The organism is Tateyamaria sp., assembly GCF_039945315.1.
In the GTDB taxonomy this organism is placed as follows: Bacteria; Pseudomonadota; Alphaproteobacteria; order Rhodobacterales; family Rhodobacteraceae; genus Tateyamaria.
Map to the genome: position 1 here is coordinate 14,858 of NZ_JBDUXB010000044.1, position 16,136 is coordinate 30,993.

General features: G+C 56.6%; 18 protein-coding genes. 2 read left to right on the plus strand and 16 right to left on the minus strand.

Features of this window, described 5'->3' with window-relative positions; all coding sequences use genetic code 11:
* Positions 1 to 10: 10 nt before the first annotated feature.
* The 16 genes from ABJD00_RS13585 to ABJD00_RS13660 form a co-directional block, all read right to left on the minus strand.
* Positions 11 to 811 carry an ABC transporter ATP-binding protein gene (locus tag ABJD00_RS13585; protein ID WP_413849550.1) on the minus strand — a complete coding sequence of 267 codons (801 nt, stop codon included), beginning with the start codon at positions 809 to 811 and terminating at the stop codon, positions 11 to 13.
* Positions 808 to 1,182 (minus strand): DUF1636 family protein, encoded by a 375-nt coding sequence (locus ABJD00_RS13590; protein WP_413849548.1) that lies wholly within the window; start codon positions 1,180 to 1,182, stop codon positions 808 to 810. Before ABJD00_RS13590 ends, ABJD00_RS13585 begins: the two co-directional genes overlap by 4 nt.
* A complete protein-coding gene (locus ABJD00_RS13595; RefSeq protein ID WP_413849546.1) occupies positions 1,182 to 2,192 on the minus strand; it encodes a WD40 repeat domain-containing protein in 1,011 nt (336 codons plus the stop codon). The genes ABJD00_RS13590 and ABJD00_RS13595 overlap by 1 nt, the downstream gene beginning before the upstream one ends.
* On the minus strand, positions 2,189 to 3,172 hold the full coding sequence (locus tag ABJD00_RS13600) for a CobW family GTP-binding protein (RefSeq protein WP_413849544.1): 984 nt from the start codon (positions 3,170 to 3,172) through the stop codon (positions 2,189 to 2,191). Before ABJD00_RS13600 ends, ABJD00_RS13595 begins: the two co-directional genes overlap by 4 nt.
* Before the next feature lie 66 nt (positions 3,173 to 3,238).
* Positions 3,239 to 3,688: a cyanase gene (gene cynS, locus ABJD00_RS13605; RefSeq protein WP_413849542.1), complete on the minus strand. Its 450-nt coding sequence runs from the start codon at positions 3,686 to 3,688 to the stop codon at positions 3,239 to 3,241.
* Positions 3,689 to 3,700: 12 nt separating this feature from the next.
* Positions 3,701 to 4,591 (minus strand): ABC transporter ATP-binding protein, encoded by an 891-nt coding sequence (locus tag ABJD00_RS13610; RefSeq protein WP_413849540.1) that lies wholly within the window; start codon positions 4,589 to 4,591, stop codon positions 3,701 to 3,703.
* Positions 4,592 to 4,596: 5 nt separating this feature from the next.
* Positions 4,597 to 5,442, minus strand: a complete 846-nt coding sequence (ntrB, locus tag ABJD00_RS13615) for a nitrate ABC transporter permease (protein WP_413849538.1) — start codon at positions 5,440 to 5,442, stop codon at positions 4,597 to 4,599.
* A 28-nt stretch (positions 5,443 to 5,470) separates the two neighbouring features.
* Entirely contained in the window at positions 5,471 to 6,961 is a 1,491-nt protein-coding gene (locus ABJD00_RS13620) for a CmpA/NrtA family ABC transporter substrate-binding protein (RefSeq protein ID WP_413849536.1), read from the minus strand.
* A 142-nt stretch (positions 6,962 to 7,103) separates the two neighbouring features.
* Entirely contained in the window at positions 7,104 to 7,700 is a 597-nt protein-coding gene (locus ABJD00_RS13625; RefSeq protein ID WP_413849534.1) for an ANTAR domain-containing response regulator, read from the minus strand.
* Positions 7,700 to 8,305, minus strand: coding sequence for a 2-hydroxychromene-2-carboxylate isomerase (locus ABJD00_RS13630; RefSeq protein WP_413849532.1), 606 nt, complete (start codon positions 8,303 to 8,305; stop codon positions 7,700 to 7,702). The genes ABJD00_RS13625 and ABJD00_RS13630 overlap by 1 nt, the downstream gene beginning before the upstream one ends.
* An 8-nt stretch (positions 8,306 to 8,313) precedes the next feature.
* Positions 8,314 to 9,165: a sulfurtransferase gene (locus ABJD00_RS13635; protein WP_413849530.1), complete on the minus strand. Its 852-nt coding sequence runs from the start codon at positions 9,163 to 9,165 to the stop codon at positions 8,314 to 8,316.
* Between the two features lie 34 nt (positions 9,166 to 9,199).
* A complete protein-coding gene (locus tag ABJD00_RS13640) occupies positions 9,200 to 10,297 on the minus strand; it encodes an acyl-CoA dehydrogenase family protein (RefSeq protein WP_413849528.1) in 1,098 nt (365 codons plus the stop codon).
* 10 nt (positions 10,298 to 10,307) lie between these two features.
* Positions 10,308 to 10,850 carry an OsmC family protein gene (locus ABJD00_RS13645; RefSeq protein ID WP_413849526.1) on the minus strand — a complete coding sequence of 181 codons (543 nt, stop codon included), beginning with the start codon at positions 10,848 to 10,850 and terminating at the stop codon, positions 10,308 to 10,310.
* Positions 10,851 to 10,865: 15 nt separating this feature from the next.
* Positions 10,866 to 11,678 carry an ABC transporter permease gene (locus ABJD00_RS13650; protein ID WP_413849524.1) on the minus strand — a complete coding sequence of 271 codons (813 nt, stop codon included), beginning with the start codon at positions 11,676 to 11,678 and terminating at the stop codon, positions 10,866 to 10,868.
* Complete coding sequence (locus tag ABJD00_RS13655; RefSeq protein ID WP_413849522.1) at positions 11,675 to 12,931, minus strand: ABC transporter substrate-binding protein; 1,257 nt, start codon at positions 12,929 to 12,931, stop codon at positions 11,675 to 11,677. The genes ABJD00_RS13650 and ABJD00_RS13655 overlap by 4 nt, the downstream gene beginning before the upstream one ends.
* 20 nt (positions 12,932 to 12,951) lie before the next feature.
* A complete protein-coding gene (locus ABJD00_RS13660; RefSeq protein ID WP_413849520.1) occupies positions 12,952 to 13,800 on the minus strand; it encodes an ABC transporter ATP-binding protein in 849 nt (282 codons plus the stop codon).
* Positions 13,801 to 14,054: 254 nt separating this feature from the next.
* On the opposite strand from ABJD00_RS13660, the gene ABJD00_RS13665 reads away from it, so the two are divergent.
* Both ABJD00_RS13665 and ABJD00_RS13670 read left to right on the plus strand, forming a co-directional pair.
* Complete coding sequence (locus ABJD00_RS13665; RefSeq protein WP_413849518.1) at positions 14,055 to 14,708, plus strand: TetR/AcrR family transcriptional regulator; 654 nt, start codon at positions 14,055 to 14,057, stop codon at positions 14,706 to 14,708.
* An 804-nt stretch (positions 14,709 to 15,512) separates the two neighbouring features.
* Entirely contained in the window at positions 15,513 to 16,121 is a 609-nt protein-coding gene (locus ABJD00_RS13670) for a VPLPA-CTERM sorting domain-containing protein (RefSeq protein ID WP_413849516.1), read from the plus strand.
* The last annotated feature ends 15 nt before the right edge of the window (positions 16,122 to 16,136 follow it).

Genomic DNA, 16,136 nt, shown 5'->3' on the forward strand with positions numbered 1-16,136 from the left:
TATACTGTTTTCACTGGGAAACCCTTTCCTCGTATCGGTGAAATGTCAGGTGATCGGTTTGCGAGATCGAAAGCTGTTCGCGGCGCGCCATGACATTAAAGGCGCAAGAAACAGCGTTTTCGGACAACACTTTTTGTGGCGGACCAAAGCCAAGCGGCTTGCCATTCATCAGCAACAGAATGTCCTCACAGATCCCCGCCGCGAGGTTCAGATCATGCAGGGATGTGACAATTGTCAGTGGCAGACTGCGGATCAGGTCCAGCACTTCCAGCTGATGATGGATATCAAGGTGGTTGGTGGGTTCATCAAGGATCAACAGCCGCGGCTCTTGCGCCAAGGCACGGGCCACCATCACCCTTTGACGCTCTCCGCCCGAAAGCGTGCCAAAATAGCGATGCGCCATGTCGTGTAGCCCCAAAATGTCCAGGGCATGGTGGATGACGTCATTGTCACGCGCCAGCGTATTGGTCGCAAAACTGGTGCGATGCGGGGTGCGGCCCAACCGCACAATCTCGTCAACCGTCAGTGCAAAATCAGTCGGCTGTTCTTGCAGGACAGCCGCCACTTTTTTCGCGACAGCACGCGCAGGCAAATCCCAAATGTTCTCGCCATCGATGCGCACGCTACCCGCACTTGGCTGGTGATACCGATAAAGCATACGCAACAGCGTCGTTTTCCCGGCACCATTCGGCCCAACAACGCCTAGTACACGGCCTTCGCGCAAGCCAAAGCTGGTCGGGTGCAAAACCATCTCAGCCCGGCTATTTGGCCGCCAGGCAATGCCATCGACCTTCAGGTCTGCCGCTCTCATTGGTTTGCCGATTGCAATGCTGGCACGCGGGCAAGCGTAGATTTGCGCAGCTTGCTGGGCCGATCAACAGATGAACACCAGCCATCAGACAACAGGGCATAATCGCGGGCGAAGGCAAGTAAATCACCCAGATCTTCAGATGGGTCGATATCGCCAAAAAGATAGCTCGCTTTGCGCGGCGCCTGAAACGCGACCGTACAGGAATGATCACAACCTGCCATGCATGACGCGCCGCCCACCGCATAGCGCTCCGGCATCTCATCACGCGTCTCGGCAAGGGCCGTACGCAGATGCAGGATCAGTTCCTTTCCCGGACGCGTCGCGGTCCCTTTCAAACGACAAGAGGTGCAGACAGTGATGCGATGCGTCATCACGACACCTGCAGACGAAAGACACCCACTTGGCCCTGCGCCGTGCCGAATACGAAGGACCCATCGGGGGCTTCCGCAAGCGCTGTGACAGCTCCGCCGTTCGCCGGGCGCACGATCTTCGCAGTGCCCTTCGTCGTCTCGCCCACGATAATGCTACCGTCGGTATAGCCTGCGGGCATGATAGTACTGTCGCACTGGGGCAGAACCGCGCTGATCGTTTGTTCAAAGGCATAGCCGATCTCAACCGGGGGAATCGTGCCCGGATCAGAAGACAGCGCCCAAGCCACAAGCACATCGGCACCGGTGGAATACAGAAACGGCGCATCGCGGGTCCAGCCAATGGCACCAACTTTGCGTTGATAGCCGCCAAGCCGGTAGTCTTTGTCGGTCACCAAATCCCAGATATGCACCTCTCGGTCCTGCGTTGGCCCCGCCACAAAACGCTCGTCAGGCGAAATCGACACCCCCGTCATCGAACCGCGCCATGTCAGCACGACCGGGCGGGCCAGCTGGGCGTACTCCCAAAGGGAAACACCGTTGTAATGGCTGATCGCAATGCGCTCACCAGCGCCAAAGAACTGAATACCTGTCACAGTCGAGGGCAAATCATCCAGCCGTGCGACAACCTTGCCCTCCGCGATGACCTCAACCCGTTTGCCATATGCGACAGCAAACCGGGTCTTGTCGGCGTTATGGCACAGGCAGGTGATCCAGTCGTCTTTGCCGGAAAGGACATCCTTGCCATCGACGCAGACACGCCCATCTTGCCCCGCCGACACAGGCGCTTCATCAGCCCCAACCGAAAGCGCTGTCACAACGCTCTCATGCTGCCAAAGCGTCGTTGTCTCGCCGTTCTTCAAGCGCATCACACGGCCATCACCAAGGCCGAAAAAAGCCCCGCTTTGCGCCACGCAAAGTGCGGTTACATTCGCGCCCACGGTCACCTCATGACATTCGGTTCCGGGGGCAACACGCACGATCCCTTGGTCGATAGTATCAAGTTGGGTCATGCCGCGACCTTGGCCAAACAGCTTTCAAAGCCCGCACGCAGTTGCGCCTGATCAAGACCGCGCCCGATGAACACAAGGCGGCTATCGCGCGTCTCGCCGCTGTTCCACGCCTCGCCCCACTGGCTATCCATCACCATATGAACGCCTTGAAAGACATAGCGCTTTTCAGCACCATCGAAATTCAGGATCCCTTTGGAACGGAATATCTTGGTACCATGTTCTTTGACGACCTGACGCATCCACCCTGAAAAGCTCTTGGCATCCAGCGGGATGTCCGAGGTGAAAGAAAAGGATGTAACAGTATCATCATGCTCATGATCATCCGGGTCTTCTTCCAAAAGACCCGGTTCAATCGCCAGAATTCGGTCCAGATCAAACGCCCCCTTGTCGAGCACGGCATCCAGCGGCACATCCGAATTCTTCGTCTCGATCAATTTCACCTGCGCGTTCAGCTCTTTCACCTTTGCGCGGACAGCGTCCAATTGCGCGGGCGTGACAAGATCAATCTTGTTGAGCACGATCAAATCGGCAAAGGCGACCTGTTCTTCCGCCTCATGGCTTTCATCAACCTTTTCAAGGAAATGCAGGCAGTCAACGACAGTGACCACCTGATCAAGCGCAACGCGGCCCCGCAAGTCATCATCCACGAAAAACGTCTGAATCACTGGGCCGGGGTCAGCCAGCCCAGTGGTTTCGATCAGAATGCCGTCAAACCCATCAGCCCGGTCCAAAAGGCCCGAGATGATGCGGATAAGATCGCCGCGCACGGTGCAACAAATGCAACCGTTGTTCATCTCAAAAACCTCTTCGTCGGCGCCGATCACAAGGTCGTTGTCGATCCCTTCTTCACCAAATTCATTCACGACCACGGCGTATTTCTTGCCATGCTCCTCGGTTAGAATCCGGTTCAAAAGCGTGGTTTTCCCAGCGCCCAGATAACCGGTCAAAAGCGTCACAGGGGTGGTGGATGCGGCTGTCATAACTGTCTCCTTTGGTAGGCAACGGGCCCGCCGTCATCAGCGGGCCAAGGGCTTTGACCCCAGGGTTTAGAAGGTTTTGTAGGGCAGGAATTTGCCTGTCATCTCGACCTTGACGCGATCACCGGCGGGGTTTTCCTCGCGCTGGATATCCATGGTGAAATCGATGGCCGACATGATGCCGTCGCCAAACTCTTCCTCAATCAGGGCCTTCATCGTGGTGCCGTAGACGGCCACGACCTCATACAGGCGATAGATCAGCGGGTCGGTCGGAACAGCGGTAGGAATAGAGCCGCGATAAGGCACCACCATCAAAAGTGCGATTTCTTCATCGGAAAAGTTCAGGCCAAGGGCATTTCCCGCAGCCGTGGCTTGTTCCTTCGTCAAAGAAATCTGGCCCATCAGTGCAGCTGTGACCCATTCCTTGGATTGTCCCACTGCTGCTGCGACATCTTTCCACTTGATGTCGTTGAATGTTTTGTGGGCGACGATTTTCTCGGTCAGTTCGGCGCGTGTCATGATGATGTCTCCTTAACTTGCAACTTTGTTTGGGGTGCTGCCGTCTGCGACAGGGCGCACAACAGGCGGGTTCTTGGGGTCGTAACTGGCGCTGGCCAGCTCTTCCCGGAACGATTTGGACCGGTTCACAAGGAACTCGATCAGGTGATTGCGCATCGGGTAGTAGTTCGGATGCGTATGCATGTCGGAACGGGTGCGGCTTTTCGGCAGGGTGTTTTCAACAATCTCGCAGACCCGTGCCTCTGGCCCATTGGTCATCAAAACAATCCGGTCAGACAGCAGGATCGCCTCGTCGATATCATGCGTGATCATGAAGGAAGATTGGCCGCGCTCTGCAATGATGCTCAGCAACTCGTCCTGCAGCGACCCGCGCGTCAGCGCATCAAGCGCAGAGAACGGCTCATCCATCAACAGTACCTTCGGCTCAATCGCAAGCGCGCGGGCGATCCCGACACGTTGTTTCATCCCGCCAGACAGCTGCGCGGGCTTCTTGTTCTCCGCCCCCGTCAAATGCACGAGATCGATAAACTGCTGGCAATGCTTGCGCCGTTTATCCTTGTCCCAACCCGGCCACCGGGATGAGACAGCAAAGTCGATATTCGCCATCACCGTCATCCACGGCATCAGGGCGTGACCCTGAAAAATAACAGCCCGATCAAGGCTTGGTTTCTTCACCTCAAACCCATCCGCAATCACATTGCCCGATGTCGCGTGATCCAGCCCCGCAAGGATGTTCAAAAGCGTGGTCTTGCCGCAGCCCGAGTGGCCGATCAGACAGACAAATTCACCTTCATGGACATTGAACCAGACGTCGCCAAAAACCTGCGTGTCGCCCTTGTCTTCGGTAGAGGGAAAGCGGCGCTCCAGCCCTTCGACCTTGATGACCTTCTTTGCATCATTCATCGTCATCACTCCGCATAGGCCACGAGTTTGGCGGCTTGACCGAGCACCAGATCAAGAACCATACCCACTACGCCAATAAAGAAAATCGCGGAGATCACGCCGGTGATGGACAGGTTGTTCCATTCGTTCCAGACGAAATAGCCAATGCCGGTCCCGCCAACGAGCATCTCCGCCGCAACAATGACCAGCCACGCGATGCCGATGGAAATGCGCATGCCTGTCAGGATCGTCGGCGCGGCCGCTGGCAAGATCACACGCCAAGCAGTGCGCAGCGGTCTGACCTCCAGCGTCTTGGCAACGTTCAGCCAGTCTTTGCGGACGGCAGACACGCCAAAGATCGTGTTCAGCAGCATCGGCCAGATCGAGCAGATGAAGATCACAAAGATCGACGAAATTTCACTGTCTTGAATGGTATAAAGCGCCAGTGGCATCCAAGCGAGCGGTGACACGGGCTTCAAAAGCTGAATGTAGGGATTGATTGCTCTGGCCGCGATATTGCTCATCCCAATCAGGAACCCCAGCGGGATCGCAATAAGCGCAGCAAGCCCAAAGCCGGTCAGCACCCGAAAAATGGAATAGGCCAGCTGGATGCCGACGCCTTTGTCATTCGGCCCCGCATCGTAGAAAGGATTGGTGATGTGGCCCCAGATTTCTGACCCCACATCACCGGGTGTGGGAAGGGCGCTTTCGCCCTTCGCCTGTGGTCCGAGCAGTGCAGCAAGTTCGGGATCCATGTCTGGCGCAGGGCCACTTTGTGCGACCACATAGGCATTCCAGGCGATCAAAAAGATCACCAGAAATCCAACTGAGGCAGCAAGGGCCTTAAGCCTGTCTTGAACGTCTTGCGACATGAAATTCCGTACTCCTTGCGTGCCTGTGTCAGCCGCGCTTGATGGCGAAGCTGTTGATGTACTCTTCCGGTGTTGATGGATCGAAGGTCTTGCCCATGATCTCGTAGGATTCGTACGTTGTGGTTGGGGGTGTCATGCCCATGTCGGTCATCACCGTCGCCGCATCCGTGGCGAGGTAGACCTGTTCGGCCAGCCCCGTGTAATCCACGTCGCCTTCGATATAGCCCCACCGCTTCATCTGGGTCAGAATCCAGACCGCAAACGAATGGTAAGGGAATGGATCAAAGTCGATCCGGTCCGGCTCATTCCGCACATTCCCGAGGCCGTCCGCAAAGCGCCCGGTCAGGACCTGTTCGATCACCGTCGTCGGCTGGTTGAGATAGTTCGCCGGTGAGATCGCCGCCGAAATCTCCGACCTGTTTTCCGCCGCCGAACTGAACGCAGTCGCATCCAGAATAGACCGGAAGAGGGCCAGGAACGTGTTCGGCGTCTCGGTGATGAACTTCTGGCTTGCCGCAAAGGCGCAGCACGGGTGACCCGGCCAGATTTCCTTCGTCAGCTTGTAGATAAAGCCGATCCCGTCATAAACCGCCCGCTGGTTGAACGGATCGGGCGACAGATAGCCATCTAGGTTACCAGCCGACAGGTTTGCGACCATCTCGGGCGGTGGAACCACACGGATTTGGATGTCCCGATCAGGATCAAGGCCCGCCTCAGCCACGTAATACCGCAGCAGGAAGTTGTGCATCGAATACTCAAACGGCACACCAAAGGTGAAGCCTTTCCACATCTTCGGGTCTTGTTTGTCGAGGTGTTCGTTCGACAGAACAATCGCCTGACCGTTGATGTTTTCAACAGCGGGCATCGTCCATGGTGTCGCGGCTGACCCGGCACCAGCAGTGATCGCCAATGGCATTGGCGTCAGCATATGGGCCGCGTCATATTCACCGGACAAGGATTTGTCGCGGCTTACCGCCCAACCGGCTGTTTTGATCACCTCAACATTCAGGCCATACTTTTCGTAGAACCCCATCGGCTTGGCCATGATGATTGGCGTCGCACAGGTGATCGGCACGAAACCAACGTTCAGGTCGGTCTTTTCCAGCGGGCCATTGGCATCGAGGATATTCGCAATCGCTTTGTCGATTGGAATGATTGAGGCGATGGCCGCAGCAGCCGTCGTACTGCCCACCGCGCGGAGGAAGTTACGGCGGTTCATGTCAGTGCCAAACAACCCCTTCAACAGAGCGGATTTGGCGACATTGGCCATGACCTCTTCTTGGTTGTCCCAAGACGGGCCTTCTGATTGCGCCGCAGGGCTTTGCAAATCGCTGAGCGTATCAAGCTCAGGCCCCGCATCGCGACGCTGCGCGCCTTCCGTGCTTTCCGCCGCATAAAAACGGCTGCCTTCTGCACCAGACAAAGCTGCCTGATGTTCGTACATGGTGGCGTGCAACCCGCACGGACACCCTTTCCAGAGGATTTCCTCTGGATCATAGACGTTACTTAAAGCTCCCATGAGCTCACTTCCTTCTTGGTCGAAGGTTCGGCCATCCTCAGCCATTTGCCCTCCGGCGCCGCCATTAGCGCTGGAAGACCATTCCAGTGGTTTCGTTGTGCGCCCCCATTAGCGCCGAAACCGTTGCTCGCTGGGCCAAGGCTCAACATAGCAAACTCTCTGCGTCGATGATCTGCCCAGCCATATCGGCCAGTGGCAAATTGCGTTCCATCGACATCTGCTGCACCCGTCGGTGCGCTTCTTCTTCATCAATCCCGTGCCGCGCGATCAGGATCATCTTCGCGCGTGCGATACGTTTGACCTCGCTCAACGCCGTTTCTGCCTGTATCTTATCGCGCTCGATCTGGCGCTGCTTGCGGGCTTGTGCCAGCGCGCTTGATGTGGCGATGCTGAACCGGTCGGCTTGCAGGCCCAGCGGCAGCACATGGTCCGCCCCAGCTTCCAGCAACCTTTCGATGTCCGCCTGTTCAGCTTCATCCACGAGCGCCAGAACGGCACAGGCTTTGCAACGGCGCAACCGCGCTAAATCCGCAAGTTCGCTCCCGCCGGCACGCTCCACATGCACCATCGCAAGCTCCGGTTCCAACCGATCCGCGATAGCTTTGTCGATGCTGTCAAAACATCCCTCAAGCGAGATGTTCCGGTTCCCCAGCATCAATTGAAATGTGTCGCGCCGCGCATCATTGCTATCGATCAAAATCGCACGTTGCTGCTGCGGTTCGTCAAGATGCAGGAACATCACCCTGCCTCCGTCTGCATGGCTTGGCCAAGAAAATCCAACCGGTCCTGTCCCCAGAACCGTTGCCCGCCATAAACGTAGGTCGGAGAGCCAAAGACCTCGCCCGCAATCGCCTCTTCGGTGATCTGCTGCACCTCTGCGGCGATGGCATCCGTCGCAGCAAGGTCCAGCACCTTGGCCGCGTCACAGCCCGCGGCATCCAGAATGTCCGCAAGGGTCTCGGTTTCCGCGATATTGCGCTCTTGCGCCCACACGGCTTTCAGACATCCAAACGTGATGACATCTTGATCCAACCCCAGCTGACCTGCCGCAATAATTGCCTTGCAGGCAGGGCCGGGATCAGTCGGCCAATGCGCAGGCGTCGCCGTCATGGCCAAGCCCTTTTGCGCCGCCCACCGCGCCTGATCTTCGATCCGGTATGATTTGCGCGGGGCACTTTGGGCGAAAGGGGGCGTTGTCTCGCTCGCCGCAAAGACCTTGGCGATCATCAGCGGTTTGAACACCACCTTTGCCCCGTGATCTTTGGCCAATGCCATCAAGGACGGGTGCCCCAGATAGGCATAGCCGGAAATTGGCGCAAAGTAATATGTGATCGTGCCCCCCATGCTGTGCGCTATTCTGCGGCGAAGGGCAGGCCCGCTTCGATCGGCAGGCTTTCGTCGCGACTCCATTCGTTCCAAGACCCGAAATAGATCCGCACATCCTTCACGCCCGCTTCTTTCAACGCTAGGAAACTGTTCGAGGCCCGCGCCCCTTTGAAGCAATAAATGTACACCGGTGTTTCCGTCGTAATGCCCACGGTTGCACATTCAGCCAGCACCTCAGCGGGCGACTTCATCATCGGACCGGCAGGCGTTGGCTTCATCAAGCGATACCATTCAATCCAGACCGCCCCGGGAATCCGGCCCTTGCGCGGGCAAAAGTCTTTGCCGTAAGGCGAAGAGCTGTCCGCGATCCATTCATCCACGTCACGCACGTCCAACAAGGCGACCGAAGGGTCGTCCAGCGCGGCTTTGACGTCTTCAGCCGTCAACATCAGCGCAGCACCGGCCGGATCGATTGGGAAGGTCGCAGGCGCAGGCGTCACAACCTCTGTTGTCAGATCAAACCCGGCGGCTTCCCAGGCGGCCAAACCACCGTGCAGGACTTTGATGCTCGGGTATCCAAGATAGGACAGCAGATAGTAGCCGCGGCAAGACTGGCCAAAGCCCGTGTTCATTGACTGTTCATAGATGACAGCCGTCTTTGTGCCATCAAGCCCGGCTGCGCCAAAGGCCTCGGCGAACTTACCGCTCAATTCCGCCATGCCTTCCGGCGTGGACGTGGCAAGAAAAGTGAAAATGTCATGCAGGTTCACGGCATCCGCGATATGCCCGGCGGCAAAGCTTTCGGGGTCGCGGGTGTCGATGATCACAACGTCATCGGCTGCGTTCAACTCTTCAGGCGTCATAAGTACGGAAGGCATTTCAATCCCCTTTTCGGTCAGGCGTATGGTTCGGTCAGGCTTTTGGTAAATCATGCAGCATCTTGCGCAGCTGCTTGGTCGCAGGCGTGACGATGCCGATGAAATAGGCTTCGCGCAGGCGGCGCTGTGCCGCACCGCCAGAGACATACCCCCGCGCGCCTTGGTGCAGCATCGCGGCATGGGCGGCTTTCATGGCGGTTTCTCCCCCTTTCAGACGCAACGCGACGACGCGGCGGAAATACGAGATCGACGTATCGTAAGGCGTCAACGCAAGCGTAGACAGCTCTGCTTCAGCCTCACCCAATATCTTTTCAAAATCCTCGGGCTGGTCTTCCAGATACTTGTTCACATGACCTAACTGCCCATCAACTTGCCGCATCAGCGCGATGGACGACCGGATCATGCCAATCGCCATGCCGCATTGCATCAAGACAAAGCCGGGGCGGATCTTTTGCAGGTAACCATCAATGGGGTCCGCAAGGATCATCTCGTCAGGGATAAACGCATCCCTGAATTGCACCGCGCGGGTGGCCGTGCCGCCCATCGCCATAAACTCATGATCCAGAACGGTTTTCACACCGTCTTGGGCGCAATCGGCAACCGCCATGATCCGCTTTGACGTCTCATCGGTGGTTTCAAACACCATCCCGAAAAAGCCGTCTTCCCCAACGTTGGACACCCAAGGCAATGCGCCTTTGACGGTATAGCCACCGTCCACGCGGGTGCCTTTGAGCCGCATTTTTTCGATGCCAAAAAACGTCTTCATCGGGTTGGAAAGACCCGTCCCGCCCAGCACCTCTCCGGATCCGGCCTTGTCAGCCAAGGGGGCCAATGCGGTGTTGTCAGACGAGGCGATGTACCAACCCAAGGCATTCTGACACCACATGCAAAACGCGGTTGAAATGCAGTGTTCGGCAACGGTCGAGATCGCTTCAATCGTGTCGGTCAGCGTCACGCCGCCACCGCCCATATGCGCGCCATAGGCCCCGGCAGAGCCCAGCGCGCGCATGATGTCTTCAGGATAGGCACCTTCGTCAATCTCCCGCACGCGCGGGCAAAGCGTTCGATCTGCGATGGCGGACACGTCCGCAAGCATCGTTGAAGGCTGTTCCAATACGGCGGTGGCCGGCATAGCGGTCTCCTTAGATGGTTTCAGCAACCATGTTCACGGGGCGAGAGAAGGTGTTGAATACGGGAGAGTATTTGATGACATGCGCCACCAGCTCATCCACGACCGATTTCGGCGTGTCTTCGCATTCCATATCCACCTTGATGCGCACATCGGTAAATCCAATCGGCTTCGCCTCATTCAGATCGCCCGTGCCCCAAACAGCGGTGATGTTCAGATCACCTTCCAGTTCAAGCTCCAGCTTGTTGACGGTCATGCCGCGATGCACCGCGTTGGCATGCAGGCCGACAGCCACGCAGGACCCAAGGGCAGCAAGCGAGGCCTCCGACGGGTTCGGCGCAGTATCATCGCCAAGCAGGCCCGGCGGCTCGTCCACGATGTAGGGCTCAAGGTCGCGGATATAGTTCGCATGGCGGAACTTGCCCTCAGCCACGGTTTTGCACTTCAGGGTCTTGATGACCTCTGGGTTGGCCTTGCCGTTTTGGATCAGGGTGTTCAACCCTGTCTTGTCAATCGGCGCGAGACAGCCCGTTAGGACAGTTGCAGTTTCAGACATGTGGTCCTCCTTCATTTAACTCTCACGCACCCAGTTCAGGTGCTGAACCGCCTTTAAGCAGATGTAATCTAAGAAAAATCCGATGATCCCGATCACCACCACGGTGGCCGCCAGACGGGAATAATCCAGCGTGTCGCGGGCATCGTTGATCGCGTAGCCAAGGCCGGACGTGACACCAAGGTACTCCGCCGGGACCAGCACGATCCACGCCACACCAAGGGCAAGGCGAATGCCGGTAAAGATATCGGTCGCAATCGCGGGCAGGATCACGGTGGTCAGTTGGTGCCAAGGCGACGCACCCAGATTGCGCGCCACCTTCAGCCACGCCGGGTCAAGCCGGCGCAGGCCGGCAGCCGTGGAAAACATGATCGGCCAGACCGCCGCGACAGTGATCAAGAAGATGATCGCGGCATCCCATGTGGCAAAGGCCATCACGGCAATCGGCATCCACGACAGCGGGGAAATCATACGCAGGAATTGGAACGGGATGTTCGTCACTTCACGCAGGATCACCATGCGGCCAATCGCGATGCCCACTGGCACGCCAATCGCGATGGCAAAAACCAATCCAAGACCAACGCGGTACAGCGACGGGATGGACATCTTCCACACCTCGCCAGATATGATCATGTCCCACAGGCGCGTCAAAGCAGGCTCTGGCGCGAACATGGAAAAGGCAAACATACCGGGTGAATTGGCAACCCACCGGCCACCCAGCCACCAGATGAACAGCAGCCCGGCGACCCCGACGAAACCGCTGACAACCCCACGGTAACGACCGAAGGAAGGCAGGCGGAATGGGTCAGGAATGGCCGGGCTGTCGGTCATAGTTTCAGGATCTCGTCACGGTTGAACGGATCGCCCGGGTTCACCGACGGGTCATTGACCCAGGATGGGTTCGCATCCAGCGCGTTCTTGACGAATTCGTAGTTCACCAGATCATTGGCGACGAATTCCGGGTCTAGGCCTTGCAAGAACGTCGTATCGCCAGACACCACCGTCTCGCCCATCGCCTCCACAATCAGTTTGGTCGCAGACGGATATGGCCACGGCTGGAAGTCGATCCGCCCGTTTTGCCATTCAGCTTGGTGATGGATCACGCCACTTTCCTGATAAGCGTCGTCATCCTGATAAACGGTCATCGCGCGCTGCACGATCGGGGCCGGCGCAGGCAGATACCCCTCGCCGTCCTTCGACAACAACGTGGCCACTTCCATCTTGTTTTCAGAGGCATAGATCGCGCCCCGCACAACAGCGTTCATGACCTTCTGGGTCCAGGCCGCCTTGGCGGTTGTCGCCTCTTCGTGCATGCAGACAACGCAGCACGGATGGTTCTTCCAGATGTCGCCGGTAAAGCGCAGCATCCGCGCGCCCGCCATCAACTCGCCCAAAGCATTGAAAGGCTCAGCCACGATATAGGCGTCCAGCTTCTTGGCCGCCAAGGCAGGCGGCATTTCCGGCGGCGGCATGACCTGCAAATTGCATTCATTCGGCGCCAGCGGCTCACCCTGCGCTTTGATCACAGGGGTCACCCCACTTTGGCGCAAGGCATATTGCAGCACGATGTTATGCATCGAATACCAGAACGGCACGGCGACTTGCTTGCCACCCAACTGGCTGAAATCAGTGATGTCAGTGTGCCCACCCACCACAAGGCCAGATCCGTTGGTATGCGCCCAAGACACTATTTTTACGGGGAAGTTATTGTTATACCGCATCCATACCGGGATCGGCTTGAGGAAGTGCACAAGGTTGAACTTGTTCGACACGAACCCTTCGATCAAAGGCGACCAGCCGCGGATCAGCGTCGGGCGCTCTGCCTCTAACCCTTCGTCTTCGAAGAACCCCTTGGCATGCGCCACCAAAAGCGCCGTTGCGTCAGTGATCGGCAAATAACCGATGCGCACAACTTCGTCGTCTTGCGCGTAGGCCTGCTGCGGCAAACCCGCCATCATCGCGGACAACGAGGCGAAAAGCCCCCCTTTTGCCAGCATATCCAGCGTATCGCGGCGGGTGAAGTCAGAGGCGAAGTATTCCTCGTCATCCCACTCGGTCGTCGTTTTATCACTTCTATCTGTCATCTTTTTCCCCATCATTTACGTCAACCCATGCCCGCGATCTCTGCGTAGAGCGTGCGCAGGCGGGTCGTTTCCAACTGAAATTTCTTGGACTGTGAAAGCCTGTCGGCGTCCGAAACGTCGATCTTCGTATCCCCGGACACCTGCCCCGGCCCGCTGGACAACAAGACAGCTCTGTCTGCTATCTGCACCGCTTCGGTCACATCATGCGTCACCAAGACCACAGTCAGCCCAAGCCTTTTGGCAATGTCGCGCACGTCGTTTTGCAACGCACGGCGCGTGAATATGTCAAGCGCAGAAAACGGCTCGTCCAACAACAACAGCTCTGGCTCCGGCGCGATCGAGCGCGCGAACGCCACCCTTTGCTGTTGCCCGCCAGATATGTCTTGCACGTTCCGGTCGGCGAAATCCGCCATATCCGTCAGATCCAGCACCTCGCGCACACGGGCGTCCACGCCCTCCGTTTTCTTCGCATAACGCAAGCCTAGCGCGGCGTTCTGCGCAACCGTCATCCACGGAAACAGGGACGGTGCCTGAAACATCATCACCCAAAGAGGTGACGGCTTTTCAACACGTTGCCCCCCAATATGCACCGCACCCTCAGAGGGCTTCATCAAACCGGAAATCATATGAAGCAAGGTCGACTTGCCACTTCCCGAACGCCCGATCAAAGCGACAATCTCACCCCGTGGAATAGTCAGGTCGATTGATTTCAAAACCGTGGGGCCGCTACGGGTGTAGGCATGCCCGATCCCCGTCACTTCCAAATAACGACGACTGGCCTCCGTCATCGGACCATCAGACGCAACGCCTGCATCGGTCGATGCGTCGACGGCCTTCAGGCCCTCTTGTTTGGATCTCAGTTGCAGCATTATCCCCACGGCGCAATCAAACAGGTCTGTCCTACCTAAGGGTCAGTCGCGAAACAGATTCGTGTCAAGCAGCGGACGGGGTCGCCCCCGGTAACTTGGTAAATTTGCTCAGTTTGCGTGATTTTTCTTGCCAAAGAGGTCCAACTTGATGGATTTATAGGCACTACAGAATCTCTTGACGCTTTGCAGGAGAATCGAACAGACCGGTATGGAAACGGCAGCGTGACGCAACTAGTCCATGAAAAGACGAAACGATGACAATCGAAATGAAGAGCGAAACATTTGAAACCTCTGCAGCCTGGACGTGTATCGGCCGCCAGGCGTCATCCGCACGGGACCGCGTGGTAAACGCGGCAACGGAATTGTTTTGCCATCACGGGTTTGCAGCCACGGGCGTCGACACAATCGCCAGCCGGGCGGGAACCGCCAAATCGACGCTCTACGCGCATTTCAAGTCCAAAGATAAATTGATCGACGCTGTCCTCGAACGTGAAGGGCAAGCGTGGCGCGATTGGTTCTTTGGTCAACTCGGACAGGTGAAAGGCACGCCAAAAGACAAGCTTTGCGCGGTCTTTGACATCCTGGAAGACTGGTTCGGCGATCCAGAATTCTACGGCTGCCCTTTCATCAACGCAATCGGAGAGGCGACATCAGAAAACGAGTCTCTGCGCAACGCGGCCAAGACGCATAAGTCTCACGTCAATCTGTGGATTCATGCGCAAGCCATGGAACTTGGGCACAAGGACCCAGACACGCTCGTCCGCGAACTGACCGTCCTGATTGACGGCGCAATCGTGGCGGCGCAGGTGACGAGGGATGCAACGTTTTCAAGAGTCGCCAAGTCACTCATCGCGCATCGCCTGACTAGTTCGCTATCGTCGTCAGCGCCATACGGGGTGGCAAAATGAGAATCCGTAGCTTTTTATGTCCACGATCATCTCATTTCGATACCTAAACTCTGCGATGCGCAGTAACCTTAATTGAACGTCTGGCTTCTCGGCCAGGCATCGCTCCTCCGCATACGCATCGCATGTCTGCTTCCGTACTTGGAGTTATCGGCCGCGCAAGCAGTCTATCGAAAGCGGCCATTGGTTGACAAAGCTCAGAGGTCGGTTTCGTCCGCGTCTGAGTTGTAGGATCAAGGCGCAGCGAAAAGGCGGTTTCGGTTCGAGTGAATTTGAAAGCCGCGAATGTCCGGAATGACGACATGTGCTGTGCCGCAGCGCGGAACGTGCCGCATTCGCAAACTATTGCTGCGTCAGCGAAGCGCCAAAATCCAATGTCGGAAATGTCCCGCAGAGCGGTCGTTCACCCAGGCTGTAGCGAATGGCTGCTTTGAGCCCGAAGCGGACATACTGCGGTGCCGACATTTGCAGGTGATGCAATGTCGTTGACCAAATCGTCGCACTGCGACGCAGCAAAAATAATCAGTAGTTTGTTACCGTCAAACGTAGGATTTGGGAGCGTTTGTCGAGCACGAATCACTGCGTGCTGCCATTTTCATATAACGTTCTCTTTTGTTGCGACATCGATCAAAAATTGAAGAGGGCGCCAAGCCTTCAAGCCTGAGTTGCGAGTTGTTCCCGCATTTGGCGTAGCTTAACTAACGCGACAAGGAAATGAGGCAAAATTGTGGCAAAGACTGCCTAAAATCATAGACTGCGCACGCTTTTCTTTAATAAAATATAATAAGGAGAGCATAGGAAGGTATAATGATGAATAAAGTTTTAATGACAATCAGCGCGATACTTATGTCAGCAAGTGGCGCGATGGCAGCCACTTTCGATCCAATTTATATCGAGAGTACTGGAAACCGTCCCGATGCAACGGGGGACATTACCGGTACCACCGACTTGGGTCTTATCACTTCTGGGGCAGATGTAGGTATTGCCGGTCGTATCGTTACAGCGGTAGATAAGTGGAGGTTCCAGACAAACACTGGATGGTTTATCCGGTTTGTAGATTTGCCAATCGATGATCAACTGTATTTTGACAGTTCAGATATCACAAACCCTGCTGGCAGTTTCGCCGGCAACGGTGACACAACAACTGCTATTTTCTCGATTCTTGATGCGACAGACGACTCGGTTCTCTTCACAAATACGGTGACTGCCGCAGCATTTGGAGCCGGTACAGAGAACGCACTCGACTTTACCGGGACTGCAGGTAGTTTCATTCTTAAAATCGATGGCCAAAACGGTAGCCCCGGCGCCACCTACGACATAGGCTTGTCAACGGTGCCGCTTCCAGCCGCAGCTTGGTTACTCTTGGCTGGTGTGGGTGGCTTGGCAGCTGTAAAACGCCGCCAAAAGAAAATCTAGTCAGTCATCGAATAT